The 25,084-nt window shown below is 69.8% G+C and carries 20 protein-coding genes; 9 read left to right on the top strand and 11 right to left on the bottom strand.

The genetic code is table 11. From position 1 onward, the window contains the following. Positions 1 to 57: 57 nt before the first annotated feature. Positions 58 to 1,326, bottom strand: coding sequence for a YeeE/YedE family protein (locus ACYVIO_RS27855; RefSeq protein WP_460653867.1), 1,269 nt, complete (start codon positions 1,324 to 1,326; stop codon positions 58 to 60). Between the two features lie 75 nt (positions 1,327 to 1,401). Here ACYVIO_RS27855 and ACYVIO_RS27860 point away from each other — a divergent pair, with 75 nt between their 5' ends. Beyond that, complete coding sequence (locus tag ACYVIO_RS27860) at positions 1,402 to 1,920, top strand: hypothetical protein (RefSeq protein ID WP_460653868.1); 519 nt, start codon at positions 1,402 to 1,404, stop codon at positions 1,918 to 1,920. An 18-nt stretch (positions 1,921 to 1,938) separates the two neighbouring features. On the opposite strand, the gene ACYVIO_RS27865 is transcribed toward ACYVIO_RS27860, so the two are convergent. After that, on the bottom strand, positions 1,939 to 5,652 hold the full coding sequence (locus ACYVIO_RS27865) for a S8 family serine peptidase (RefSeq protein ID WP_460653869.1): 3,714 nt from the start codon (positions 5,650 to 5,652) through the stop codon (positions 1,939 to 1,941). A gap of 127 nt (positions 5,653 to 5,779) precedes the next feature. After that, positions 5,780 to 6,748 carry a helix-turn-helix domain-containing protein gene (locus tag ACYVIO_RS27870; RefSeq protein WP_460653870.1) on the bottom strand — a complete coding sequence of 323 codons (969 nt, stop codon included), beginning with the start codon at positions 6,746 to 6,748 and terminating at the stop codon, positions 5,780 to 5,782. A gap of 196 nt (positions 6,749 to 6,944) precedes the next feature. Between ACYVIO_RS27870 and ACYVIO_RS27875 the strand changes: the two genes are divergently transcribed. The 5 genes from ACYVIO_RS27875 (at position 6,945) to ACYVIO_RS27895 (ending at position 14,623) form a co-directional block, all read left to right on the top strand. Then, positions 6,945 to 8,207, top strand: coding sequence for a magnesium transporter MgtE N-terminal domain-containing protein (locus ACYVIO_RS27875; protein WP_460653871.1), 1,263 nt, complete (start codon positions 6,945 to 6,947; stop codon positions 8,205 to 8,207). Next, the gene (locus ACYVIO_RS27880) at positions 8,197 to 8,772 is read left to right on the top strand and encodes a DUF1003 domain-containing protein (RefSeq protein ID WP_460653872.1); all 576 of its coding nucleotides are present in this window, start codon (positions 8,197 to 8,199) and stop codon (positions 8,770 to 8,772) included. Before ACYVIO_RS27875 ends, ACYVIO_RS27880 begins: the two co-directional genes overlap by 11 nt. A 114-nt stretch (positions 8,773 to 8,886) precedes the next feature. Next, positions 8,887 to 10,032, top strand: a complete 1,146-nt coding sequence (locus ACYVIO_RS27885) for an Mrp/NBP35 family ATP-binding protein (RefSeq protein WP_460653873.1) — start codon at positions 8,887 to 8,889, stop codon at positions 10,030 to 10,032. A gap of 408 nt (positions 10,033 to 10,440) precedes the next feature. Continuing rightward, a complete protein-coding gene (locus tag ACYVIO_RS27890) occupies positions 10,441 to 13,812 on the top strand; it encodes a GH92 family glycosyl hydrolase (protein ID WP_460653874.1) in 3,372 nt (1,123 codons plus the stop codon). Between the two features lie 28 nt (positions 13,813 to 13,840). Beyond that, a complete protein-coding gene (locus tag ACYVIO_RS27895; protein ID WP_460653875.1) occupies positions 13,841 to 14,623 on the top strand; it encodes a peptidylprolyl isomerase in 783 nt (260 codons plus the stop codon). 41 nt (positions 14,624 to 14,664) lie between these two features. Here ACYVIO_RS27895 and ACYVIO_RS27900 read toward each other — a convergent pair whose 3' ends face one another. The 8 genes from ACYVIO_RS27900 to argC all read right to left on the bottom strand — a co-directional run bounded on the left by ACYVIO_RS27900 (position 14,665) and on the right by argC (position 22,888). Continuing rightward, entirely contained in the window at positions 14,665 to 15,330 is a 666-nt protein-coding gene (locus ACYVIO_RS27900) for a DNA-3-methyladenine glycosylase (protein WP_460653876.1), read from the bottom strand. Between the two features lie 31 nt (positions 15,331 to 15,361). Further along, positions 15,362 to 16,771: an argininosuccinate lyase gene (gene argH, locus ACYVIO_RS27905; RefSeq protein ID WP_460653877.1), complete on the bottom strand. Its 1,410-nt coding sequence runs from the start codon at positions 16,769 to 16,771 to the stop codon at positions 15,362 to 15,364. Between the two features lie 63 nt (positions 16,772 to 16,834). Further along, positions 16,835 to 17,401, bottom strand: coding sequence for an arginine repressor (locus tag ACYVIO_RS27910; protein WP_460654625.1), 567 nt, complete (start codon positions 17,399 to 17,401; stop codon positions 16,835 to 16,837). Positions 17,402 to 17,427: 26 nt separating this feature from the next. After that, the gene (gene argF, locus ACYVIO_RS27915; protein ID WP_460653878.1) at positions 17,428 to 18,360 is read right to left on the bottom strand and encodes an ornithine carbamoyltransferase; all 933 of its coding nucleotides are present in this window, start codon (positions 18,358 to 18,360) and stop codon (positions 17,428 to 17,430) included. Positions 18,361 to 18,514: 154 nt separating this feature from the next. Then, positions 18,515 to 19,744, bottom strand: a complete 1,230-nt coding sequence (locus ACYVIO_RS27920) for an acetylornithine transaminase (RefSeq protein WP_460653879.1) — start codon at positions 19,742 to 19,744, stop codon at positions 18,515 to 18,517. After that, positions 19,741 to 20,631: an acetylglutamate kinase gene (argB, locus tag ACYVIO_RS27925; protein WP_460654626.1), complete on the bottom strand. Its 891-nt coding sequence runs from the start codon at positions 20,629 to 20,631 to the stop codon at positions 19,741 to 19,743. Before argB ends, ACYVIO_RS27920 begins: the two co-directional genes overlap by 4 nt. A gap of 26 nt (positions 20,632 to 20,657) precedes the next feature. Beyond that, entirely contained in the window at positions 20,658 to 21,860 is a 1,203-nt protein-coding gene (gene argJ, locus ACYVIO_RS27930) for a bifunctional glutamate N-acetyltransferase/amino-acid acetyltransferase ArgJ (RefSeq protein WP_460653880.1), read from the bottom strand. Continuing rightward, entirely contained in the window at positions 21,857 to 22,888 is a 1,032-nt protein-coding gene (gene argC / locus ACYVIO_RS27935; protein ID WP_460653881.1) for an N-acetyl-gamma-glutamyl-phosphate reductase, read from the bottom strand. Before argC ends, argJ begins: the two co-directional genes overlap by 4 nt. A 137-nt stretch (positions 22,889 to 23,025) precedes the next feature. On the opposite strand from argC, the gene ACYVIO_RS27940 reads away from it, so the two are divergent. Genes ACYVIO_RS27940 through ACYVIO_RS27950 form a run of 3 tightly spaced genes read left to right on the top strand, consistent with a single transcriptional unit; the run spans position 23,026 to position 25,049 of the window. After that, positions 23,026 to 23,577 (top strand): carboxymuconolactone decarboxylase family protein, encoded by a 552-nt coding sequence (locus ACYVIO_RS27940; protein ID WP_460653882.1) that lies wholly within the window; start codon positions 23,026 to 23,028, stop codon positions 23,575 to 23,577. Then, entirely contained in the window at positions 23,574 to 24,470 is an 897-nt protein-coding gene (locus tag ACYVIO_RS27945) for an RNA polymerase sigma-70 factor (protein ID WP_460653883.1), read from the top strand. The genes ACYVIO_RS27940 and ACYVIO_RS27945 overlap by 4 nt, the downstream gene beginning before the upstream one ends. 54 nt (positions 24,471 to 24,524) lie before the next feature. Then, the gene (locus ACYVIO_RS27950; protein ID WP_460653884.1) at positions 24,525 to 25,049 is read left to right on the top strand and encodes a GNAT family N-acetyltransferase; all 525 of its coding nucleotides are present in this window, start codon (positions 24,525 to 24,527) and stop codon (positions 25,047 to 25,049) included. Positions 25,050 to 25,084: the final 35 nt, after the last annotated feature.

A 25,084-nucleotide genomic window follows, 5' to 3' on the forward strand; every position in this document is an offset into this window, starting at 1 on the left:
TCCAGAGCACGATGTGTCCCGACTCACCGAGCCGAACCGGGCCAGACCGGCGGGCCCTCAGCAGATCGAGTCCCGCGGCGCCGGGTTGCCCAGCCCGAACACCGGCCGCGCCTTCAGCCCCAGCCACGTCCCGCCCAGCGCGGCCAGGCCCCAGATCCACCCGTGCAGACTGCCCGACGCGATCCCCGCCAGGTACGCGCCGATGTTGCAGCCACCCGCGAGCCGCGCGCCGATCCCCATCACGATCCCGCCCAGTACGGCGGCCAGCGCCGTCCCCATCGGGATCCGCCGGTGCAACGTCCACGCTCCCCCGGCCGCGGCCGCGATCGCCGCGCCGAACATGATCCCGAGGTCGGTCAGGCTCGTCTTGTCCGCCAGCACCGCACCGGCCAGCATCTTCGCCTGCGACGGCTGCTGCCAGAACGCCCAGTTCTCCGGGTGCAGCCCGATCCACTGCAGGAACTTCGCGCCCCACAACCCGAACGCACTCGTGATCCCCCACGCCCCACCGGACACGATCAGCACACCCGCACCCAGCGCCGCGAGCACCAGCGCCCCGACCCACAGCGGCCACGACCCGCGGATCACCCGCGCAGCCCCACGCGCAGACGGTACGACGCCAGTCGGCGGCGGCACCCGACGCTTCTGCACCACCGAACTGATCGCGAAAACCCCAGCCAGTACGGCGATCGTGACGACCCACGACCCGACCCAGCCGACGTGATCGGACAACACCACAGCAGGGAACGCCGGTAGGTCGTCCACAAGTTCCCACTGCCACGCGTACAGCACCGACCCGAGGATGAACCCGCCCAGCGTCAGCACGATCGTCGACTGCCCCGACCCGACCGCGAACAAAGTCCCCGAAGCGCATGCTCCACCGAGCTGCATCCCGAACCCGAACAGCACCGCGCCAAGCACCAGCCCGACCCCGAGCGGCCCGCCGGACGGCGCCGGCGTACTGCCGAACAGCCCGGTCCCCGTCCCGATCACCAACGCGAACAGCGTCGCCGTCGTCCCGAGCAGCAAGGTGTGCGCCCGCAGCCCCGTCCCGTTGCCAACAGCAACGAGTTGGCGCCACGCAGAGGTGAACCCGAAGCGCGAGTGGAACAACGCGAGCCCGAGTCCCAGACCGAGCAGCAGCAGTACGCCGGGCTTGGCGCCGTGCCGGCTCCAGACGGTCGCGACGAGCGCGACCGCACCGATCAGGGCGACGACCAGCGGGATCCGGTTGACGGGTCCGGGCGCGGGCGCCGCCGGTCGTTCCTGCGACGTCACGCCGTCGAGAAGCTTGCGAGCCAGGGGCGAAATGCTCGTGGTAGCCATGACTTCAACGATAGAAAGCCTGACGGCGACTGAGCGCCGCTCTCATCATCCGGACAGCTGTGACAGTCTTGGACCGTGACGACGGACGAGGCCGTGGCGGAGATCGCCGGTGTGATGAAGAAGGCCGGACTGGTCTGGCTGTCCTGGAGCGGGCGCCGGGCCGTGCCGGCCTGGTTCGCCGCGGTGGACGGCTCGTACGTCGTACTGGCGGACCGGGACGGTAGCGCTGAGCAGCCGCTGCCCGGTCTGGTCGACGCGGACGCCGTTGAGGTCGTCGTACCGGCTAAGCCTGCTACTGCTCGCCTGTCGGCGTGGAGTGCGACCGTACGGCGCTTGGAGCCCGGCAGCGAGGAGTGGACCGCTGCAGCCCTGGTGCTGCGGACCGAGCGCCTCAACGCCGCCGGTCTGGGCAACCAGCTCGACCGCTGGAAGACCCAGGCCGACCTGCTCGTCCTGGAGCCGACCGGCGCCATCACCGCGGCGTACGACGACACTCACCCCGCGGTGACACCTGCGGAGACGTCGGCCACCACCAGAGGCAAGCGCCCGATCACCCTGCACCGTCGCGCCGGCCGCCGCCCCAAGCTGAGCTGAGGGCGGCGACCGGAGGGCCTAGTTGAGGCCGAAGGCGCGATCGACGGTCTGTACGACGCTGTTGCCCGCCGTGTCCCGAGCGGTGGTCCGCAGGCTCACGTAGCGAGCCTTCGACGGCGCGTCCAACTGCACCTGCCACGTAGAGCCATGGCGGCTCGACCGCAGTGTGCGCCAGCTGGCTCCGTCGTCGTACGAGACCTCCACCGCGACACTGCTGGCCTTGCCCGGCCCAGCCAGCTGCGACGGCGTCACCGACAACCCAGTACGCCGGTGCGCCCGGCCTGCCAGGTCAGTGGAGACCGCGTAGTCCAGCTGGATCAGCGGGAGCGTCTCCAGCTTGGTGTAGTCGGTCTGCGCGGACAGGAAGCCCCACTCGGTCCGAGTGCTCGGCGAGTACGGCCGGCCAGGCAGGTCGCGAGTGGTGTCGACGACCAGCTTGTACGGCAGCCGCTCGGGCGACACCTCGGCGGACGCGTAGTCGGCGCCCTCGCCGAGCAGGGTGTCCCCCTGGTACAGCGACGTCTTCAGCGTCACTCCGTCGAACAGAGTGCCCTCGTGCGCGCCGGAACCCCAGGCCGGCATCCCGAACACGCTGATGATGTCGCCGACCCGCGACGGCGGCGTCGACATCGCGTTGTCGTTCAGCAACCGCGGCCGGGTGATCCCGGCGAACCAGGTCTCCCGGGTGGTGCTGCGGGCGGCGTACGCCGTCGACGAACCGAACAGGCTCACACCGGCCCCGGCGGTCTGGCTCAGCCATTTCACCTTCGGCCCGGCGGTCACCCAGACGGTGTGGTCGCCCTGCGCCTGCAGAGTGCTGCTCGCCGAGCCCACTGCCCACGTGAGGTCGGCCGACAGGTCGTAGCGGATGTCCTGCGCCTCACCCAGCGAGGTGTCGCGGTACGACACCTCCAGCTTGGCCAGGTCACGCGTGGCCGGGCGGTAGCTCAGGTCACGCGGGATGGCACCGTCGTGGTGCTGCACCAGGTCGTACAGGTACTGCGGGTACGGGTGCGAGGTCAGCTTGACCGTCCTGGCACCGTGCCGGAGCTGCGAGACGAGCCGCTGCCCCTGGTCCGTCGGCAGCGCCGCGACCGGCAGGGTCGGGGCCTCCTCGACCGGCAGGTCCGACCAGGCGTCGAGCGGGCCGTAGCCGTCGTTGACGATCAGCAACTGCTTGGCGCCGGCCTTCGCAGCGGACTTGGCCTGCTCAGTGGCCGGGACCCGGTCGTTGCGGAGGACCACTGCGACCTTGCCGCGCACCGACGTCCGCTGGAAGTCCGCGGCAGTTCCGTCGCCCAGGTAGACGAGCGATGCGGCGCCAGTGCCGGCTTTGAGCTTCGGCGACAGGCTCTGGACCTTCGGCGTCCACGAGTCGTTGCCAGAGGCAATCGTCACGGCGGGCTGCGTCTGCCGCCAGCGGGCCGCGAACGTGTACGAGCCCTGGGTGACCTTCTTGGTCGGCGTCGCCCACACGCTGTCGTAGAGCCACCACTCGAGCTGGTAGCTGTCGACGAATTGGTGCAGGTCGGGGTAGCTGCGGTACTGGTCGATCCGGACCCCGTCGTTGACCGTCGGCTGCGGCGCGATCGCACCGACCTTGCGCAGCGTGGAGGCGTCGAAGGTCAGCGTCCGGTCCTTGCCGAGCACGAGCTCGGGCTCGCTGAGCACGGCCCGGGCGAGCGAGTGCGGCCCGTCGAGACCGGGCACGTCGGCGTACATCCAGACGGCGTACGTGCTCGGGCGGATGCTGACGTCCAGGCGACCGGTCTCGTCGACCAGGTACGCCTTCGGCACGGTGTCGCGCAGGACGTCCTTCATGATCACCACGCCGGGCAGCCCGGAGCCGCGCCGGTCCTTGGCGTTGACGGACAGGTTGACCCGCTCACTCTGCTTGCTCAGGCCAACAGGGGTGTGCAGCTCACCAGCAGGCCCGGTGGCGGTCAGCATGGCGCTGTAGCCGGCGTCCTCGACAGCCAGGTCCAGATGCCCTTGTACGCCGACCGTTGCGGTCCCGTGCGCGGGCACGGTCACCTGCTGCGCCGTGAGGGTCAGCAGCCCGGTCGGAACGCCCGGAGCGGTGACAGCCAGGTTCAGCGTGACCGGCTCGGCACCTGTGTTGGTGTAGACGACGTCCTTGGTCTGTACGCCGCTGGACGGGTAGGGCCACTTGGCGAACAGGAATGCCGAGCCGGTCGCGAACACAGTGCTCTTGACCGCGTTGGCGGCGTCAAGGCGACCGCTGCCACCGGCGTACGGGCTGATGGCGACGGTCCGCTTGGTGGTGCTGACCAGAGCGTCCTTCAGCTGAGCACCAGTCCAGTCAGGGTGCACCTTGGCCAGCAGGGCGGCAGCACCGGCGACGTGCGGAGTCGCCTGGGAGGTGCCGCTCATGGTCAGGTACGAGCCCTCACCCTCCGGCGCGTACTGCGACCGAGCAGCCAGTACGTCGACGCCCGGCGCCGTCAGCTCCGGCTTGAGCGCGGAGTCACCCAGCCGCGGGCCGCGGCTTGAGAACGAGGCCAGCCGGTCGGCGGAGTCCACCGCACCGACGGTCAACGCCGCGTCGGCCGCACCAGGAGCTCCCACGCTGAACGGGCCCGGGCCGGCGTTGCCCGCGGCGATCACGAACAGCGCACCGGTCTCGGCGCTCAGGCTGTTCACCGCCTGGCTCAGCGGGTCGGTGCCGTCGCTCCCGCCGTCCGAGCCGAGGCTCATGCTGATCACCTTGGCGTGCTGGTCGCGGGCGGCCCACTCCATGCCGGCGAGGATCCAGGAGTCCTGGCCGCCGCCGTCGTTGCCGAGCACCTTGCCGACCAGCAGGCCCGCGCCCGGTGCGACGCCCTGCTCCTTGCCGCCGGAGGCTGCGCCGGTACCGGCGATGGTGGAGGCAACGTGCGTGCCGTGGCCGTGCCGGTCGGTGATGTCCTCACCGGGGACGAAGCTGGCCGACGCCTTGATCTGGCCGGAGACGTCCGGGTGCCCGGCGTCGATACCTGTGTCCAGCACGGCTACGTCGACGCCCTGGCCGGTGTTGCCGCTCTGCCAGACCTCGGGGGCGCCGATCTGGGCGGTGGTGTCTGCCAGCGAGACCCGCGCCTTGCCGTCGAGCCAGACCTTCGCGATCCCGCCCGGCAGGACCTTCATGCTTGTGCCGCGCATGCTGGTGCCGCGGGCGGCCGTCGTACCGGTGAGTGACTCCCAGAAGCCGGTCGCGTCGCTGCGGTCCGCCACCATCGCTGCGCCGTGGATGCTGGTCAGCGTGCGGGTGCGGCGGGCTCCGTCGGGGACGACCTGCTTGCGGGCGTCGGCGTACGAGACGATCAGCGGCAGCTGGTCGGTCTGGGCGTCGTCGTAGCCGTCGGCGAGCAGGTCGGAGACGTTGAACAGGCCGTCGTCGAGTACGCCGGAGGCGACGTACGGCATGGCCGCGTCGGGGTAGACGTAGGTGTCCTTGCCGACCGTCATGATGTGGGCGCCGGCCGGGCCGCCGGTGGGCTTCTGCACGGTTGCGGTGGTGTGGCCGTCCGCGGTGGTGGTCGCGGTGACCTTGTCACCGGTGATCAGCGTGACGGTCCGCGGCGTACCGGCCTTAACTGTGGCACTGGGCTGCTGGACGCTTGGCTGCTGGGCGGCGGCAGCGCCCGCTGGGGACGACCAGCCGGTCGCGAGCAGCGCCAGTGCGGCACTGACAGCGACCAGCCCGCGTCCGCGGGAGGAGAGCTGGGACAAGGGGACTCCAAGGGGTGCAGGGGTTCCCCGGCATTACATGTGCGCCGTGCCGTCGGCTGCTATCGATTGAGCTGGCGCAAAGCTGACACGACCAATCCGGACAGCGCGTCCAGCAAGTGGACAGCGGTCAGAGCCAGCCGCGGTCCCGCGCGTGCCAGCCGAGCTGCAGGCGCGACCGCGAGTTGGTCCGCTCCATCAGCAGCTGCACCCGGCGGGCCACGGTCCGCCGGCTGATCCCCAGCCGGACCCCCGCAGCGTCGTCGGTCAGACCAGCCACCAGGAGCGACAGCAGGTACCTGTCCTCCGCCGACATCGGGTCCTCCGCCGCCAGCGTCTTCTCGGCCGTCACCACCAGCGGGCTGGCCCGCGACCACACCGTCTCGAACAGCGCGACCAGTGCGTCCAGCAGACCGCATGGGTGTACTAGCAGCGCTGCGTCACGCGCAGGAGTGGCCCAGTCGAGCGGCAGCAGCGCCAGCTCCCGGTCTGCGACAGCCAGCTTCGTCGGCAGGTCATCCACGATCCGCGCCTGCTCACCGGCCTGCACGTGGCTGACCGCGCTGGCCGACAGCAGCTCGTCGCTCAAGGCGCTGCTGTCGTACACGACCCGGTAGGCGACCCCCTCGGCCTGCCGTGCGAGCTGCGTCCGGTTCACCTCGGCCGTTGCCGCGTACGGCGGTGCCACCAGCTCCCGCATCTGTTCCCGGGCCGTCCGCTGCACCCGGTCGAAGGCCAGACCGACCGCTGTCTGGCCGGACACGATCTCGATGAGCTCCTCGGTCCGCCGGTCGCTGGCCTGGTTGTACGCCGCCGCAGTCAGCCGGTACGCCGCCTCGCGCACCCGCTCGAGCTCCTCCTCCTGCCGCTGGACCAGCTGCTCCACCGCCAGGTCAGGCGGCACCGGTACGACGAGCTCCCGCGGCGGGGGCGTCCGGTGGACGAACCCCTCCCGCTGGAGGGCGTCGACAGCCCGCAGTACGTCCGCCTCCGACAGCCCGACCCGGTCGGCCAGCTCGACCACGGTCGCCGATCCCTGCCGGACCAACGCCAGGTACGTCGCCTCGTTCTCGGTCCCCAGTCCAGTGGATCTCAGCATGCCCGCCCCATCCGCCACGCCGATGACAACGATGTACCGGCCCGGAGGAAGTCTAGAAACCGTTTGCCGACTTGGCACCCCACGGTCCAGGGGCCGACACGCCCCCGTCGCCGGGCGGCCGTCGTACCGGGTGTCGACACGGCCTCCTGGGGCGCTGTGTGCGGGTGGGACCGGGTCTGGCGGTTAGCCTCGGGGCATGAGCGGATCTCCGGCGCGTGTGTACGTGGCCCGGCTGGCCGGGTTGCCCGTGTACGACCCGAACGGGGACCAGGTCGGCAAGGTGCGCGACGTCGTGGTGATGCTGCGCCAGGACACCCAGCCGCCGCGGGTGCTCGGGCTGGTGGTCGAGGTGTTCACCCGGCGGCGGATCTTCCTGCCGATGACGCGGGTCACCTCGGTCGACGTCGGCCACGTGATCACCACCGGGCTGCTGAACATGCGCCGGTTCGAGCAGCGGGCGACCGAGGTGCTGGTGCTCGGCGAGATGCTGGACCGGAACGTGACGATCCGCGAGACCGACGCGTCCGCCGTGGTGTTCGACCTGGCGATGGAGCAGTGGCGGACCCGGGACTGGGTGCTGTCGAAGGTCGCCGTCACCGAGGGCGCCAAGCGATTCCGGCGGCGCGGGCAGTCGCACGTGCTGGACTGGGCCGACGTCAGCGGGTTCGCGCAGAGCGAGGACGCGCAGGGTGCGACGCACATGCTGGCCGCGTTCGACACGATGAAGCCCGCGGACCTGGCCGGCGTACTGCACGAGCTGTCGCCCAAGCGGCGCAAGGAGATCGCGTCCGCGCTGAACGACGAGCGCCTGGCCGACGTACTGGAAGAGCTGCCCGAGGACGACCAGGTGGAGATCCTGGCCGGCCTCGACACCGAGCGCGCGGCCGACGTACTGGAGGAGATGTCGCCGGACGACGCCGCCGACCTGATCGCCGAGCTGCCGACCGAGACGGCCGAGCGGCTGCTGACGCTGATGGAGCCGGACGAGGCCGAGGACGTACGACGGTTGCTCACGTACGAGGAACGCACGGCCGGCGGCCTGATGACGTCCGAACCGGTGATCCTGCCCGCCGACGCGACCGTCGCCGACGCGCTCGCCCACGTGCGGAACGCCGAGCTGAGTCCGGCGCTGGCCGCGATGATCTACGTCTGCCGGCCGCCGCTGGAGACGCCGACCGGCCGGTTCATCGGCATCGGACACATCCAGCGGCTGCTGCGCGAGCCGCCGTCGGCGCTGGTGTCCGGCGTACTGGACACTGACCTGGACGGACTACGCCCGGACGACGGGCTGCAGGCTGTCAGCAAGTACCTGGCGACGTACAACCTGGTCGCCGCTCCCGTGCTCGACGACGAGGGCCGCCTGCTCGGCGCGGTCACCGTCGACGACGTACTGGACCATCTGCTGCCCGACGACTGGCGCGGATCCGCGCAGCTGGAGGTGGACCGGGATGCCCCGTGAGGACCGCGACGACCGCCGGAGCAACAGGTCCGACGACCGCCGGCCCGCCCGCTCGGAGGAACGCCGGCTGACCCGCCCGGCCGCCGACCGGCTGGACGTCCCCCGCGAACTGCGCCGCACGCTGGTCCGACGTCGCGCGTACGACGCCGACGCCTTCGGCCGGCTGTCCGAGCGGATCGCGCGCTTCCTCGGCACCGGGCAGTTCCTGGTCTACATGACCGCGACGATCGTGTTCTGGGTCGTGTGGAACATCTTCGCGCCGGAGCACCTGCGCTGGGACCAGTACCCGTTCATCTTCCTGACCCTCGCGCTCAGCCTCCAGGCGTCGTACGCCGCCCCGCTGATCCTGCTCGCCCAGAACCGCCAGGAGGCCCGCGACCGCGTCCAGTACGAACGCGACCGCGACGTCGACGCCCGCTCCCGCGCCGACATGGAGTTCCTCGCCCGCGAGATGGCGTCACTGCGCATGTCCGTCGGCGAGGTCGCCACCCGAGACTTCCTCCGCTCCGAACTCCGCTCCCTCCTCGCCGAACTAGACAAGGACCGCGAGGACGACCGCGTCTGAACTATCGGCCTCGTCTGCGGTGATAGTTCAGGGTGTAGTTAGGGTTGCCTTGCCGGACTCAGGTCACAGTGGACCGTGGTGGGGCGGTTGTGGGGGAGCACGTAGCCTGTGTGCATGGCTCCCTCTGCTGACCAGGTGACCGCTGCGCTCGGGTCGGTCATCGATCCCGAGATCAAGAAACCGATCACCGAGCTGGGCATGGTCGAGTCCGTCGTGGTGAAGACCGACGGCGTGGTCGTGGTGACGATCCTGCTGACCGTGTCCGGTTGCCCGATGAAGGACACGCTGCGGCGGGACACGACCGCCGCGGTGAGCGCGCTGGACGGCGTGACCGGGGTCGAGGTCGTGCTGGGTGTGATGTCGACCGAGCAGCGGGCCGCTCTGCAGACGCAGTTGCGTGGTGGTGTGGCGGAGAAGGAGATTCCGTTCTCGCGGGCGGACTCGCTCACCAAGGTGTTCGCGATCGCCTCCGGCAAGGGTGGCGTCGGCAAGTCCTCGGTGACGGTGAACCTGGCGGTCGCGATGGCCGCCAAGGGGCTGTCGGTCGGCGTACTGGACGCTGACATCTACGGCCACTCGATCCCCGCGATGTTCGGGGTCGCCGACGAGCGGCCGACCGCGGTCGACGACATGATCATGCCGGTGCCCGCGCACGGCGTGAAGGTGATCTCGATCGGCATGCTGAAGCCCAAGCGCGACCAGGTGGTCGCCTGGCGCGGCCCGATCCTGGACCGTGCGCTGGTGCAGATGCTGGCCGACGTCTACTGGGGCGACCTCGACGTCCTGCTGCTCGACCTGCCGCCGGGCACCGGTGACATCGCGATCTCGGTCGGCCAGCGGCTGACCACCGCCGAGGTCATCGTCGTGACGACCCCGCAGGAGGCTGCCGCCGAGGTGGCCGAGCGGGCCGGGACGATGGCGCAGATGGTGCACCAGCGCGTCGCCGGCGTGATCGAGAACATGTCGTTCCTGCCCTGCCCGCACTGCGGCCCCGAGCACCGCATCGAGATCTTCGGCACCGGCGGCGGCCTGCGCGTCTCCGAGACCCTGTCGGCCCGCCTCGGGTACCCGATCCCCCTGCTCGGCGAGATCCCGCTCGACGAGCGCCTCCGCAGCGGCGGCGACCTCGGCCAGCCCCTGGCGCTGTCCGACCCGGACACCCCCGCCTCCAAGGTCATCGTCGACATCGCCGAACGCCTCGGCGGCAAGCCCCGAGGCCTCCTCGGCCGCCAGCTGGGCCTCTCCCCCGTCGGCCGCTGACCCCGTACGACGTGACGCCCCGCCCCGGCTCCGCCCGGGGCGGTTGGGCGGGAAGGAAGTAGCCCGCCGCCCCTCCCTCCGCCACCGGCTCCGCCGGGGCGAACGAGGTTGGGGTCAGGCGGTCCTCGCCCCCGCCACCGGCTTCGCCGGGGCGGCCTTTGGCGTGCCTCGCATGAGTTGCGGAACGCGGTTGCCTGGTTGCGGAACGTGCTGAAAGTCTTGACGTGGGCTGTGACAGTCGGGTATCTCTTGCTGACAACGATGTCACACCGCCCGTGACAGCACCGCCCCATCGACGCAGCAGCGCCCCGCTCATCAGCACGTAGTCCGCCGCCCTGGACCGCGTTCGCTGAGCGGGGTGCGGCCGCGTGGAGTGCACGGTGCCGTCCCGACGTCGAAGGACCGCCCGTGAAGAAGCACCGTCGTACCGCCGCCGTCCTGGCCGGCTCCCTGATCACCGCGCTCGTCTCGACAGCGCTGGCCTCCGCAGTGCCGAGCCCGTCTCCCCAGTACGACGGCCAACCGACCACCGCTCCACCCAGCACCACACCACCAGGCCTCAGAGCGCAGGAAACCCACGGGCAGAGCCGGATCACCAGCAGCTCGCCGGACCCGACCGAGCACGTCGACCCGCTGATCGGCACGTCCAACCTCGGCGACGTCTTCCCCGGCGCGGTCATGCCGTTCGGGATGCTCTCGTTCAGCCCGGAGACCAGCCGCGGCAACCAGTTCCGGACCGCGGCGCCCGGCGGCTACCTGTACGACGCGACGCGCATCCGCGGCTTCAGCCTGACCCACATGTCGGGCACCGGCTGCGCCGGCGGCTCCGGTGACATCCCCATCTTCCCGTACGCCGGGGCGGTGACCACCTCTCCGCAGACCGACGCCAAGGACGAGGTGTACGCCAGCACGTTCTCCCACGCCAACGAAACCGCCAAGCCCGGCTACTACAAGGTCGGCCTCGACTCCGGCGCAACTGCCGAGCTGGCTGCCACCACCCGGACCGGCTCAGCGTCGTTCACCTTCCCGGCCGACAAGGCCAAGTCCCTCCTGTTCCGCACAGCCAACTCCGAGGTCGGCTCCAGCGACGCCACGGTCACCATCGACCCGGCCAAGCGCACTGTGACCGGCTCGGTGACCAGCGGCAACTTCTGCGGCTACCTGGCCTCCGTAGGCCAGCGCAGCTACTACACGCTGCACTTCGTCGCCCAGTTCGACCAGCCGTTCGCCAACCACGGCACCTGGAAGGACGCGACCGTCAGCCCGGGCAGCACTTCAGCCACGGGCGGTACGTCGTACGGGACCGACGGCTGGATGCCTGCGGGCAAGGGCTCCGGCGCCTACCTCGGCTTCGACAGCAGCACCGTGAACATGCGGATCGGCATCTCCTACGTCAGCAAGGCGAACGCAGCCGACAACCTGGCCAAGGAGAACCCGCGCGGCCAGTCACTCGCCAAGACGGCCGCCAAGGCCAAGCAGTCCTGGCGCGACCAGCTGAACCGGATCGAGGTCACCGGTGGCGCCACTGCCGACCGGACCACCTTCTACACCGCGCTCTACCACGCCCTGCTGCACCCGAACGTCTTCAGCGACGTCAACGGCCAGTACTGGGGCTTCGACCAGAAGCCGCACAAGCTGAGTCGCGGCCAGAAGAACCAGTACGCCACCTTCTCCGGCTGGGACGTCTACCGCTCGCAGGTCCAACTGCTGGCCCTGCTGGAGCCGCAGCGTGCCGGTGACGTCGCGCAGTCCCTGCTCAACCAGGCCCAGCAGAACGACGGCATCTGGGACCGCTGGACCCACGCCTCCGGCAGTACGGCGGTGATGACCGGCGACCCGTCGGCGCCTGCCCTGGCTGGGATCCACGCGTTCGGCGGCACCAACTTCGACGTACGGACTGCGCTGAAGTCGCTGGTCAAGGCGGCGACCGTACCGACCGCGAAGGACCTGAGCTCGGCGGGCAAGCCGGTGATGTCGATCGGGCAGCGGCCGTCGCTCGACAAGTACCTGGCGCTCGGCTACATCCCGACCAAGTCGAACGCCTGGGGCGGCGCGGTCGAGACGCTCGAGGACACCACCGCGGACTTCGCGCTGGCCGAACTGGCGACGGCGATCGGTGACCGCAAGACGGCCGACACGTTCGTGAAGCGCTCGCAGTACTGGCAGAACGTGTTCAACCCCGAGAACGGCGGCTACATCCAGAACCGGGACGAGAACGGCGCCTGGCCGGCCTTCACGCCGGCGACGCAGGACGGGTTCGCCGAGGGCAGCAGCGCGCAGTACACGTGGATGATCCCGCACAACCGCGCCGGCCTGTTCGACGCGATGGGCGGCAAGGACGCGGTGAACCAGCGGCTGGACGCGTTCTTCAAGGACGCCGACGGCAACTGGGCGCTGACCAAATCCGGTGACCTGCACGCGGAGATGGACAACGAGCCGTCGATCAACACGCCCTGGATCTACAACTACAGCGGCCAGCCGTACAAGGCGCAGGAGACGCTGCGGCAGGCGATGAGCCAGCTGTGGAACACGACCACCGGCGGCATCCCCGGCAACGACGACCTCGGCGCGATGTCGTCCTGGTACGTGTGGACAGCGCTGGGCCTCTACCCGGAGGTCCCGAGCCGGGCCGAGCTGCAGGTCGCGGCGCCGCTGTTCCCGCGCGCGGTGATCCACCGCGACAAGGGCCGGACGATCAAGATCAACGCACCGGGCGCGACGGCTGCGACGAAGTACGTGCAGAGCCTGCGCGTCGACGGCCGTACGTCGACCAAGCCCTGGCTTCCCGAGTCGTTCGTCAACCGCGGCGGCACGCTCGACTTCAAGGTCTCCGCCACGGCCAACCCGGCGTGGGGCTCGGCCGCGAAGGACGCACCGCCGTCGTGGCGGACCGGTGAGATCCCGTTCCAGACCTCGACCGACATCGGCCGCCTGGTGGTCGCTCCCGGGACCACCTCCGAGCCGGTGACGATCAAGGCCCACCGGCTCAGCGGTACGGCGACCAGCGTCTCGTACACGGTGACAACTCCCGCTGGGCTCACGGCGTCCCCTGCGAGCGGCTCCTTCACCGTGGACCAGTCCGGCGGCGCACCTGTCCGCGTGACAGCAGCTCCTGGTACGCCGGACGGCCGCTACCCGGTCACGGTGGCGCTGAAGGCAGCCGACGGGACCGTGCTGCCGCGGCTGGGCTTCACCGTGGTGGTAGGGCTGCCGAACTCGTTCTCCGTACTGCGGGAGGGTGTGGCGGCGTCGGACGATGCCGGTGACCACACCGAGGCGGACTACGACGGCGGCGGCGTCAGCTACTCGCGGCAGGCGCTGGCGGCCGCTGGGCTCACTCCTGGCGGGACGGTGACTAAGGAGGGGCTCGCGTTCGTCTGGCCCGGCGTACCGGTCGGTGAGCCGGACAACGTACCGGCTGACGGGCAGGTGCTCGACCTGTCTCTGCCGGCCGGAACGACTCAGCTGTCGTTCGTCGGTAGTGCCGTGAACGGGAACCAGGAGGGCAAGGCGACGCTGAAGTTCGCGGACGGTACGACGAGCGAGGTCGACCTGTCGTTCAGCGACTGGACGCTGGGCGGTGGCGGCGACACCGTGCACTTCGGAAACCTGGTCGTCGCCTCCACGCCGTACCGGAACGAGTCCGGTGGCGGACGGGACAACGTCGCGACGCATATTTTCGCCACCGCGCCGGTACCTGTTGCCTCGGGCAGGTTTCCGGTTAGCGTGACGCTGCCGAAGAATCGCGACCTGCGGCTCTTCACGCTGGCCACCGGTTGATCCCGAACCGCCCTGAAGGAGAACCACGATGAGAGCCACCAGCGTCATCGCCTGCGCCGCCCTGAGCGTCGCCGGCCTGCTCGCCACCACCGGTACGGCGCTCGCCGTACCGGCCCCTGCCCCGGCGCCGGCTGAGGCCCCGCAGGTCGTCGCGGCACAGGCGACCACGCCGAGCGGGACCACCACGGGCCCGTGCAAGTACACCGCGACGCCCGACGACCCGTCGCCGCGCCCGGTGACCCTGCCGCCGGACCCGACCCCCACTCCCTCGAAGGGCGTCGTACGGGTCCTCCTGGCCACCAACCAGGGCCCGGTGCTGCTCACGCTCGACCGGGCCAAGGCGCCGTGCACGGTGCAGAGCTTCCTGCACCTGGCCAAGAGCAAGTTCTACAACTTCACCACCTGCCACCGGCTCACGCTGTACACGACCCTGAAGGTCCTGCAGTGCGGCGACCCGACGGGCTCCGGTGAGCGCGGCCCCGGCTACAGCTACAAGGACGAGCTCCCGACCGACCTGCCCGCGTGGCCGACCGACCCGCCGGGCGCCCTCCCCCGCCTGTACGCCCGCGGCACGCTGGCGATGGCCAACGCCGGCCCGAACACCAACGGCAGCCAGTTCTTCCTCACCTTCGGCGACTCCCGCCTCCGCCCCGACTACACCGTCTTCGGCACCATCGACCGCCTCGGCCTCAAGGTCCTCGACCGCGTAGCCGCCGCCGGCATCGTCCCCACCGCCGAAGACCCGGCCCCCATCGACGGCACCCCCGTCCGCACAACCAACATCCTGATCGCGCAGCGCCTGGGCTTCTAGAACAAACAACAGCCCCACAGTCCTCGGACTGTGGGGCTGTTCTATGCCCTGCGCTTGGGCACGTGCGGTCTGTACGGCGACACTGTCGGATCGCCCGGGATCCAGAAGCGCCACGGGTTGTCGGCGGCTTCCCGCAAGCCCACTCGTGGGCCGGTGGACGGGACTCCGTCGAAGCCGTCGCCTGGGAGGAGCCGTACGGCGGACTTCGGCGAGAGCAGGTCGGTGCCGTTGGGTTCTCGGCTGTTGATGCCCAAAGCAACACACAGCCGGGCCGGGCCGCGGGCGAGATCCCAGTCCGGGTTCTTCACCGTGCGTTTGGTGGGCAGCGCCGAGTTGAACTTCTCGACCACCGGCGCGACCGCACCTCGCCGGGCACGGGCAAGCTCGACGCCCTCGATCACCTCGCCAGCACGAAACAGCACCGCCGACGGCTGACCGTCAGGCCCCACGCTGATGTTCATGCAGTAGTGCATGCCGTACGTGAAGTAGACGTACAGAAATCCAGCCGGCCCGAACATCACCGCATTCCGCGGAGTCTCGCCGCGATAGGCATGCGAGCCAGGATCGTTCGGCCCGTCGTACGCCTCGACCTCGGTGATGCGGACGGAAACCGTGCCCTCGTCGGTGGTCCGGCGGAGGACCATGCCGAGGAGCTGAGGGGCGACCTCCAGCACCGGGCCGGCCAGTTGAGTACGACGAACAGGCATGTCTGGACCCTACTGGCCGGGCGGTGAAAGCTCAGGCGAGGCGTTCGGTGAAACGCAGTGCCTGGGCGCGAAGCTCCACCAACTGTTCGGCCACTCGGTCCTTGGCCGTGCCGCCGCGGGCATTGCGGGAAGAGATCGAGCCTTCGACGGTGAGAACTGTCCGGACCTCCGGCGTGAGATGCGGCGAGATCGCCGCCAGCTCGGCATCGCTCAGGTCCCACAGCTCGATCCCGCGCTTCTCGCACTCCTGCACACAAGCACCGGCCAGCTCGTGAGCCACCCGGAACGGCACCTTCTCCCTCACCAACCACTCAGCGATGTCCGTCGCCAGCGAGAACCCCTGCGGCGCCAGCTCCTCCAGCCGCGCGGTGTCGAACACCAGCGTCCGGATCATCCCGCTGAACGCCGGCAGCAGCACCTCGAGGGTGTCGACGGAGTCGAAGACCGGCTCCTTGTCCTCCTGCAGGTCCCGGTTGTACGCCAGCGGCTGCGCCTTCAGCGTCGCGAGCAGACCGGTCAGGTTCCCGATCAGGCGACCCGACTTGCCCCGGGCCAGTTCCGCGATGTCGGGGTTCTTCTTCTGCGGCATGATCGAGGACCCGGTCGAGAACGCGTCGTCCAGCCGGACGAACCCGAACTCCTTGGTCGCCCAGAGGATGATCTCCTCGGCCTGCCGGGACAGGTCGACACCGATCTGCGCGGTGACGAACGCGAACTCGGCGACGAAGTCCCGCGCGGACGTCCCGTCGATCGAGTTCGGCGAGGAGTTGGTGAAGCCGAGCTCGGTCGCCACGAACAGCGGGTCGAGCCCGAGCGAGGAACCGGCCAGCGCGCCCGCGCCGTACGGCGAATCCGCTGCGACGCGCGTGTCCCACTCGGCCAGCCGCTCGAGGTCGCGGATCAGCGGCCAGGCGTGCGCGAGCAGGTGATGCGAGAGCAGCACAGGCTGCGCGTGCTGAAGATGCGTCCGGCCCGGCATCGCCACGCCGAGATGCGTCTCCGCCTGGTCGGCGAGGGTGTTGATCTGGTCGAGCACGAGCCGCGCGATGATCCGGCCGTGCTCACGCAGGTAGCTGCGGAAGAGCGTCGCGACCTGGTCGTTCCGCGACCGTCCCGCACGGAGCCGCCCACCGAGCTCGACTCCCAGCCGCTCCAGCAGACCGCGCTCGAGCGCGGTGTGCACGTCCTCGTCGCCCTCAGCGGGAAGAAAAGCACCGGACAGTACGTCGGCCAGCAGTTCGTCGAGCCCGCGGAGCATGCCCTCGAGGTCGTCGTCGGTCAGCAGCCCGGCACGGTGCAGCACCTTCGCGTGCGCCTTCGATCCGGCGATGTCGTACGGCGCCAGCCGCCAGTCGAAGTGCGTCGACTTGCTCAGCGCCGCCAATGCGTCCGCCGGCCCACCGGTAAACCGGCTGCCCCACAGGGTCTCTCCCGTACTCATCCAGCAATCCTCTCAAGACAGCACACAACACAGCAGGTGGGGGCACGTGATTGCCAAGAGCAACTAGTTCGCGGCGTCCTTCTCGGTCCGCGCCGCCAGGCTCAGGAAGCGAGCGGCCAACGCCTCTCCGCCCACAGGGTTGCGCGACACCACCATCACCGTGTCGTCCCCCGCGATCGTCCCGAGAACGTCGTCCAGCCCGACATGATCGATCGCCGACGCGAAGTACTGCGCGGCCCCCGGCGGCGTCCGCAGGATCACCAGGTTCGCACTGCCCTCCGCCGAGACCAGCAGCTCCGACGCGACCCGCGCCAACCGGGCCTCGAAGGCAGCCGCCTCACCCGCGCGCGGGCTGCGATCCCCGCCCTCACCCGGTACGGCGTACACGAGCTGCCCGATCGCGTCGCGAACCTTGACCGCGCCGATCTCCACCAGATCCCGCGACAACGTCGCCTGGCCGACCCCCAGCCCCGCACCGGCGAGCAGCTCGGCCAGCTCGGTCTGCGACCGCACCGGCTGGCGCCCCAGCAACTCCACGATCCGCTGCTGACGTGCGGTCTTCGTGGTCGGTGCGATGCGCTGGTCGGCGCCGGTGGCGTAGATCGCCCGGTCGGTTGCGGTCTCGGGCATCGCCTGGCGGTCCGCGTCGTTCGGAGTCATGAGGAGAAGTTTCGGGCCAGGAGCCAGGAAAGCAAGGCCTTCTGGGCGTGCAGCCGGTTCTCGGCCTCGTCCCACACCACCGACTGCGGCCCGTCGAGCACCGAGGCGTCGATCTCCTTGCCGCGGTACGCCGGCAGGCAGTGCAGCACGATCGCGCCCGGATCGGCCTTCGCCATCAACTGCTCGGTGACCGAGTACGGCACGAACGGCGCCTCACGCAGCGCGGCCTCGGCCTCCTGCCCCATCGACACCCAGGTGTCGGTGGCAACAACATCCGCACCGGCGATGGCTTCGGAGGCGTCGTCGGTCCACTTGACCGAACCGCCGGTCGCAGCGGCGATCTCGACCGCCTTCGCGAGGATCGCCGGATCCGGCTGGTACTCGGCCGGCGAGCCGATCGCCACGTGCATGCCGGCGGTCGCGCCGCCGAGCAGGTACGAGTGGGACATGTTGTTCGCGCCGTCGCCGAGGTAGGTCAGCTTCAGCCCGGCGGTCTTGCCCTTGTGCTGCCGGACCGTCATCAGATCGGCGAGGATCTGGCACGGGTGGAACTCGTCGGTCAGCGCGTTCACGACCGGCACCTTGGACGCGCCGGCCATCTCCTCGATCCGCGTCTGCCCCGCCGTACGCCAGACGATCGCCGCGACCTGCCGGTCGAGCACCCGCGCGGTGTCGGCGATCGGCTCGCCCCGCCCGAGCTGCGAGGTCTGCGCGTCGATGACCAGCGGCACCCCGCCAAGATCGGCGATCCCGACCGCGAACGAGATCCGCGTCCGGGTCGACGTCTTGTCGAAGATCACCGCGACAGTCTGCGGACCGGCCAGCGGCTGATGCCCGAACCGGTCCCCCGCCAGCTGCGCGGCCAGCGTCAGCACCTCGTCCTGCTCGACCGGGCTCAAGTCGTCATCGCGCAGAAAATGTCTGGTCACAACCCCTCCCGATCCGAATCAAGGAGCATCAAGAGGTTTTGGGGCCTCTCGGTCTGGACTGAGGAGGGAGGGAACGTAGCGACCGACCGACGAGGGAAGACCGGGAGACAAAGCCCCAAAACCCGCGGCGACGAAGTCGACGCCAAAAGCACAGTCATGGAACCTCCACCTTGTCGAGCAGCCCGGGCAGGGCCGCGACGAAGCTGTCCGCGTCGGCCTTGGTCAGAATGTACGGCGGCGCCAGGCGCAACGCGTCGGGAATCGGGTTGTTGATGACAAATCCCGCCTCCATCGCCAATGCCGCGATCTGGTCGGAGACCGGCTGCGTCAGCTGGATCGCGAGGAGCAGCCCGCGACCGCGGACCCCAGCGATCAATGGGTGGTCCAGCGCTTCAACAGCTGCACTCAAGTAGTTGCCAATAGCCCGGACATTCGCCAGCAGCCCGTCCCGCTCGATCACGGTCAGCACCGCAAGCCCGGCGATAGAAGCCACCGGATTCCCGCCGAACGTCGTCCCGTGATTGCCCGGCTGCAGCAACTCCGACGCTGCCCCGAAGCCCAGGCACGCACCGATCGGGATCCCCGCACCGAGGCCCTTGGCAACAGTCACCAGGTCCGGCACGATTCCCTCGGCCTGGAAGGCGAACCAGTCGCCGGTCCGGCCGACGCCGGTCTGGATCTCGTCGATCCACAGCAGCGCGCCGTGCTCCGACGTGATCCGCCGCGCCGCCTGGAGATACCCGGCCGGCGGTACGACGACGCCGTTCTCGCCCTGGATCGGTTCGAGCACGACCGCGGCCGTCTCGTCGTCGACGGCGGCCTCGAGCGCGGCAGCGTCGCCGTACGGGACGAAGGTGACGTCACCGGGCAGCGGCGCGAACTGCTCGCGGTACGCCGGCTTCCAGGTGATCGCGAGCGCGCCCATCGTCCGGCCGTGGAAGGCGCCGACGGTGGAGACGATCTTGGTCCGGCCGGTCTTGCGGGTGATCTTGAACGCGGCTTCGTTCGCCTCGGTACCGGAGTTGGTGAAGAACACCTTGCCGTCGGGCGCGTCGATCAGCGAGAGCAGCTTCTCGGCCAGCGCGATCTGCGGCGCGGAGGCGAAGAAGTTCGACACGTGGCCGAGCGTGGTGAGCTGGCTGGTGACCGCGGAGACGATGAACGGGTGCGCGTGGCCGAGCGAGTTCACCGCGAGGCCGCCGAGCAGGTCGAGGTACTTCTTGCCGTCGGCGTCCCACAGGTACGCGCCCTCACCGCGGACCAGCACCTTCTTCGGCGGGCCGAAGGTGTTCATCAGGGAGTGCGTGTAGCGCTCGGTCAGCGCGGCGCCGTTTCCGCCCGCGGACGACAGCTCGCTCAGTTCGGCCGGCATCAGTTCGGTCATGACGGGATCACCTGGGTTCCACTTCCGGCGTCGGTGAAGATCTCCAGCAGCAACGAGTGCGGCACCCGGCCGTCGATCACGGTCGCCCGCGAGACGCCGGACTGGACCGCGCGCAGGCAGGCCTCCATCTTCGGCACCATGCCCGAGGCCAGCGACGGCAGCAGCTCGGCCAGCTCGGCGGCGTCGATCTGGGTGATGATGTCGTCGCTCTCCGGCCAGTTGCGGTAGAGCCCGGCGACATCGGTCAGTACGACGAGCTTCGACGCACCGAGCGCGACCGCCAGCGCGGACGCGGCAGTGTCGGCGTTCACGTTGTGGGCCTGGCCGTCCTCGTCCGGCGCGATCGTCGACACGACCGGGATCCGGCCGGCGTCGATCAGGTCGATCACGGCTTCGGGCCGGACGTCGACCACGTCGCCGACCAGGCCGATGTCGACCGCCTCGCCGTCGATCATCAGCCCGCGCCGCTCGGCGGTGAACAGCCCGGCGTCTTCACCGGACATCCCGACCGCGAACGGACCGTGCGCGTTCAGCAGACCGACCAGCTCGCGGCCGACCTTGCCGACCAGGACCATGCCGACGACGTCCATCGCCTCGGGCGTGGTCACTCGCAGCCCGCCGCGGAACTCGCTGTCGATCCCGAGCCGGGCGAGCATCTCGCTGATCTGCGGACCACCACCGTGGACGACGACCACGCGGACTCCGCAGTGCCGCAGGAACACGATGTCGGACGCGAACGCCTGCTTCAGCTCGTCGTCGACCATCGCGTTGCCGCCGTACTTCACCACGATCGTCTTGCCGTGGAACTCCTTCAGCCACGGCAACGCCTCGGTCAGGACCGCGGCCTTCTCGACAGCGTTCGCCTGCGCGGCAGCCGCGGAGCTGATCTGCACCTTGGACTGCTCGGTCGCCGTCACGAGGAGTACGCCGAGTTCTCTTCGACGTACGCGTGGGACAGGTCGGTGGTCAGCACCGTCGCCGACGCGTCGCCCGCGTGCAGGTCGATCACGACGTCGATCTCCAGCCCGGACAGGTCGGCCTCGGAACGGTCGACACCCTTGCCACCGGCAACGCAGATCGCGGCGCCGTTCAGCGTGATGTCGAGCAGCTGCGGGTCGAACGCCGTCGGCGCGTTGCCGACCGCCATCGCGATCCGTCCCCAGTTCGGGTCGCTGGCGAAGAAGGCGGTCTTGCACAGGTTGTCCTCGGCAACGACCTTCGCGGCGGCGACGGCCTCGGCCTCGGTGGCGGCGTTCTTCACGGTGATGCTGACGTACTTGGTCGCACCCTCGGCGTCGGCCTGCAGCTGCTTGACCAGGTCGCCGGCCAGCGTGGTCAGCGCGGCCTCGAACTCCTCCGGCGTGACCGTGACACCGGACGCACCCGAGCTGAGCAGCAGCACGGTGTCGTTGGTCGACGTACCGCCGTCGACGTCGAGCCGGTTGAAGGTCTTGCCAACCGCGTTGCGCAGGGCGTGGTCGAGGTGCGGCTGGTCCAGCACGGCGTCGGTGGTGATCACGCTGAGCATGGTCGCCATGTTCGGCGCGCACATGCCGGCGCCCTTGGCGAAGCCGCCAATGCTCCAGCCGCCTTCGTGAGTGAGGAACGCCTGCTTCGGCACGTTGTCCGTCGTCATGACCGCGGTCGCCGCGGCCAAGCTGTGCTCCGCGGTGTCACCGAGAGCATCGACCACGGCCTTCAGCCCGGGCAGCACCTTGTCCATCGGGAGCCGCTCACCGATCAGGCCGGTCGAGCAGACGCCGATCTCGCCCGCGCCGACCCCGAGGATGGAGGCCAGCTCTTCGGCGGTCTTGTGCGTGTCCTGGAAGCCTTCGGGACCGGTGCACGCGTTCGCACCGCCCGAGTTCAGTACGGCGGCCTTCAGCTTCCCGGCGGTCAGCACCTGCTGCGACCAGAGCACGGGGGCGGCCTTCACCTTGTTCGTGGTGAAGACACCGGCCGCGGCGTACTCCGGGCCGTCGTTGAGCACCAGCGTCAGGTCGGGCTTGCCCGCGGGCTTGATCCCGGCGATCACCCCGGCCGCGCGGAAGCCGGCCGGCGCGGTGACTCCGGCGCTCCGATCGACCGAGGCGGACGGGGTGACGGTTGCGGTCACGGTGCGACTCCTACGAGGGGAAGGGCCAGGGTCTCGTCGAGACCGGCGGCAAGATTCATGCACTGCACGGCGGCACCGGCGGTGCCTTTGGTGAGGTTGTCGAGAGCGGCCACGACGACGACGCGGCCGGTGCGCTGGTCCAGGGCGAGCTGCAGGTGCACCGTGTTGGCGCCCAGGGTGGCCTGGGTCTGCGGCCACTGGCCCTCGGGCAGCACGTAGATGAACGGTTCGTCGGCGTACGCCTGCTCGTAGACGGCGCGGAGCTGCTCGATCGTCGTGCCCTCGGTGACCGGCGCGCTGGCGGTGGCGAGGATGCCGCGGGCCATCGGCGCGAGCACCGGGGTGAACGAGACGCTCACCGGTCCGTCGGTGTGCGGCGCGAGGTTCTGCTCGATCTCCGGGGTGTGCCGGTGCACGCCGCCCACGCCGTACGCGGTGGCCGAACCCATCACCTCGGCGCCGTGCAGGTTCGGCTTGGGACCCTTGCCCGCTCCCGACGTACCGCTGACAGCGACCACCACCAGTTGGGCGCTGTCGACGAGTCCTGCCTGTACGGCGGGGAGCAGGGCAAGGGTGGACACGGTGGGGTAGCAGCCCGGTACGGCGACGCGGTTGGCGCCGCGGAGCTTCTCGCGCTGACCGGGGAGCTCGGGCAGGCCGTACGGCCAGTGGCCGGCGTGCTTGCCGCCGTAGAACTCGATCCAGGCCTCGGAGTCGACCAGCCGGAAGTCCGCGCCGCAGTCGATCACGGTGACGTCGTCGCCGAGCTGCTCGGCGATTTCGGCGGACTGTCCGTGCGGGAGCGCCAGGAACACGACGTCGTGCCCACTCAGCGTCGCCGCGGAGGTCTCCTCGAGCACCCGGCCGGCCAGCGGCGTCAGGTGCGGATGGTGCTGCCCCAGGGTGGACCCGGCGTTGCCGCCCGCGGTCAGCGCCCCGATCTCCACCTCCGGGTGCGTCGAGAGCAGCCGGAGCAGCTCTCCCCCGGCGTACCCACTGGCCCCTGCGACCGCGACCCTCAGCGTCATGTGAATGAGTATGTCAGACGACGCATGAATATCCAACCCTGTTTCCAGGGGTCGGCCCTTCGAGACTAGGTGACGCACGTCATGTCACAACGGTCCGGGCGTGGCGTGTCCGGGAGGGTGACTCGAGGAGGCAGGCGATGGCGCGGATCAACTTGGAGCACCGCCGGACGGTGTTCGTACGGGCGATGGAGTGGTACAGCAAGCGCAAGTACGGGGCGGTTCTCGATCCCGGGAAGGTGGCGCTGCACCACAAGGGAGTGCTGACGACCATGCTGGCGATGGAGGGGTCGGCAGCGCGGTGGAAGAGGCTGGACCCGACGCTGAAAGCGCTGGCCACGATGGTGGCGAGTGCCGAGATCGGGTGCAGCTGGTGCATGGACTTCGGGTTCTGGGAGTACCACCACCAGAATGTGGATCGAGCCAAGCTGCGCGATGTGCCAAGGTGGCGGGACAGTGACGTCTACTCGGATCTGGAGCGCGCGGTGATGGGCTACGCGGTGGCAGCGACGGCGACTCCGCCTGCGGTGACCGACGAGCAGGTGGAGCGGTTGCTCGAGGACCTGTCCGAGGCCGACCTGGTCGAGCTGACCGCGCAGATCTCGCTGGAGAACTACAGGTCCCGGATCAACGCGTCCCTCGGGCTGACCAGCCAGGGGTTCAAGGAGACCTGTGAGTTGAGGCCGGCGTGAGTGAAGCAGAGCTGGCGGCGGAGTTCGACGAGCACCGGGCGGTGCTGGTCGGTGCGGCGTACCGGGTGGTCGGGAGTGTGACCGACGCGGAGGACGTCGTACAGGAGACGTGGTTGCGGTGGTCGGCGGCTGACCGGACCGAGGTGCGCGAGGTTCGTGCGTACCTGATCCGGATCACCACGCGGCTCGCACTGAACCGGCTCCGCCAGCAGAAGTCCCGGCGGGAGAACTACGTCGGGCCGTGGCTGCCCGAGCCGATCGTCGCTACGCCGGACGAGCAGGATCCCGCGGCGATCGCCGAGGTGGCCGACTCGGTGTCGATGGCGATGCTCGTCGTACTGGAGACGCTGTCGCCGCTGGAGCGCGCGGCCTTTGTTCTACGTGAGGTCTTCGACCTGCCGTTCTCGGAGATCGGGGACACGCTGGGTCGGTCCGAGTCCGCCGTACGGCAGCTCGCTCACCGGGCGCGCGAGCACGTGCACGCGCGGCAGCCGCGGCATCGCGTCGACAAGGCACGGCACCAGGAGCTCACCGACCGCTTCATGGCGGCGTCCTCGTCGGGCGACTACGAGCAGGTCGTCGCGATGCTCGCGCCCGATGTCGAGCTGGTCAGCGACGGCGGCGGCAAACGCCGGGCCGCGCTCCGGCCGATGTACGGCGCCGACAAGGTCGCCCGCTGGCTCGTCGCGGTGGTCAGCTCGCCGGAGACCGCCGGGATGGAGTTCGCCACGACGCAGCTCAACGGCGAAGTCGCGTACCTGGCCTACAACGGCGACGACGTCGACACCGCCGGCTTCCTCCAACTCGACGAGAACGGCCTGATCAGCCACATCTTCGTCGTCCGCAACCCCGACAAGCTCACCGGCGTCCCCCGCCGCAACCAACTCTGCTGAGGTAGGCCCTCCTCTAGACTCCTCCTGCAACCCAGTCGCATCTAGGAGGTTCTGGTGGAGTACGTCGAGATCGAGGCGGACGCGGTGTCGGATCCTGGGCTGCGGGCGGATCTGCTCGACACCTGGATCGCGGCGACGGACGCCGGGGGCAGTGTCGGCTTCACCGCGCCGGCGCCGGTGCATCTGGTGGCCGAGACGCTGGATCTGGCGCTGGAGCAGGTGGCAGCCGGGCTGGATCTGCTCGGTGTACTGCACAACGGCGACCGTTACGTCGGCATGGGTCTGCTCATCGCCAACAGTGGGCAGCTGAGCTCGCACTGGCGGACGGTGCTGCGCGTGATGGTCCACCCGAAGTACCAGGGCAGCGGCGCCGGGCGGCTGCTGATGGATGGGTTGCGCTCGTCGGGCGAGCAGTTGGGGCTCGAGCAGTTGATGCTGACCATCCGCGACGGCGGTGGACTGGATGCCTTCTACGAGAAGCTCGGGTATCGCGTGGTGGGCAGCCACCCGCGGGCGGTTCGGGTCGCGCCGGACGACTACCGCGACGAGATCATGCTGGTCACCGACCTCGGCAACTGAAGCGAGGGCGGGTCCTGCTCCTCAGCAGGACCCGC

Source organism: Kribbella endophytica (assembly GCF_054781295.1).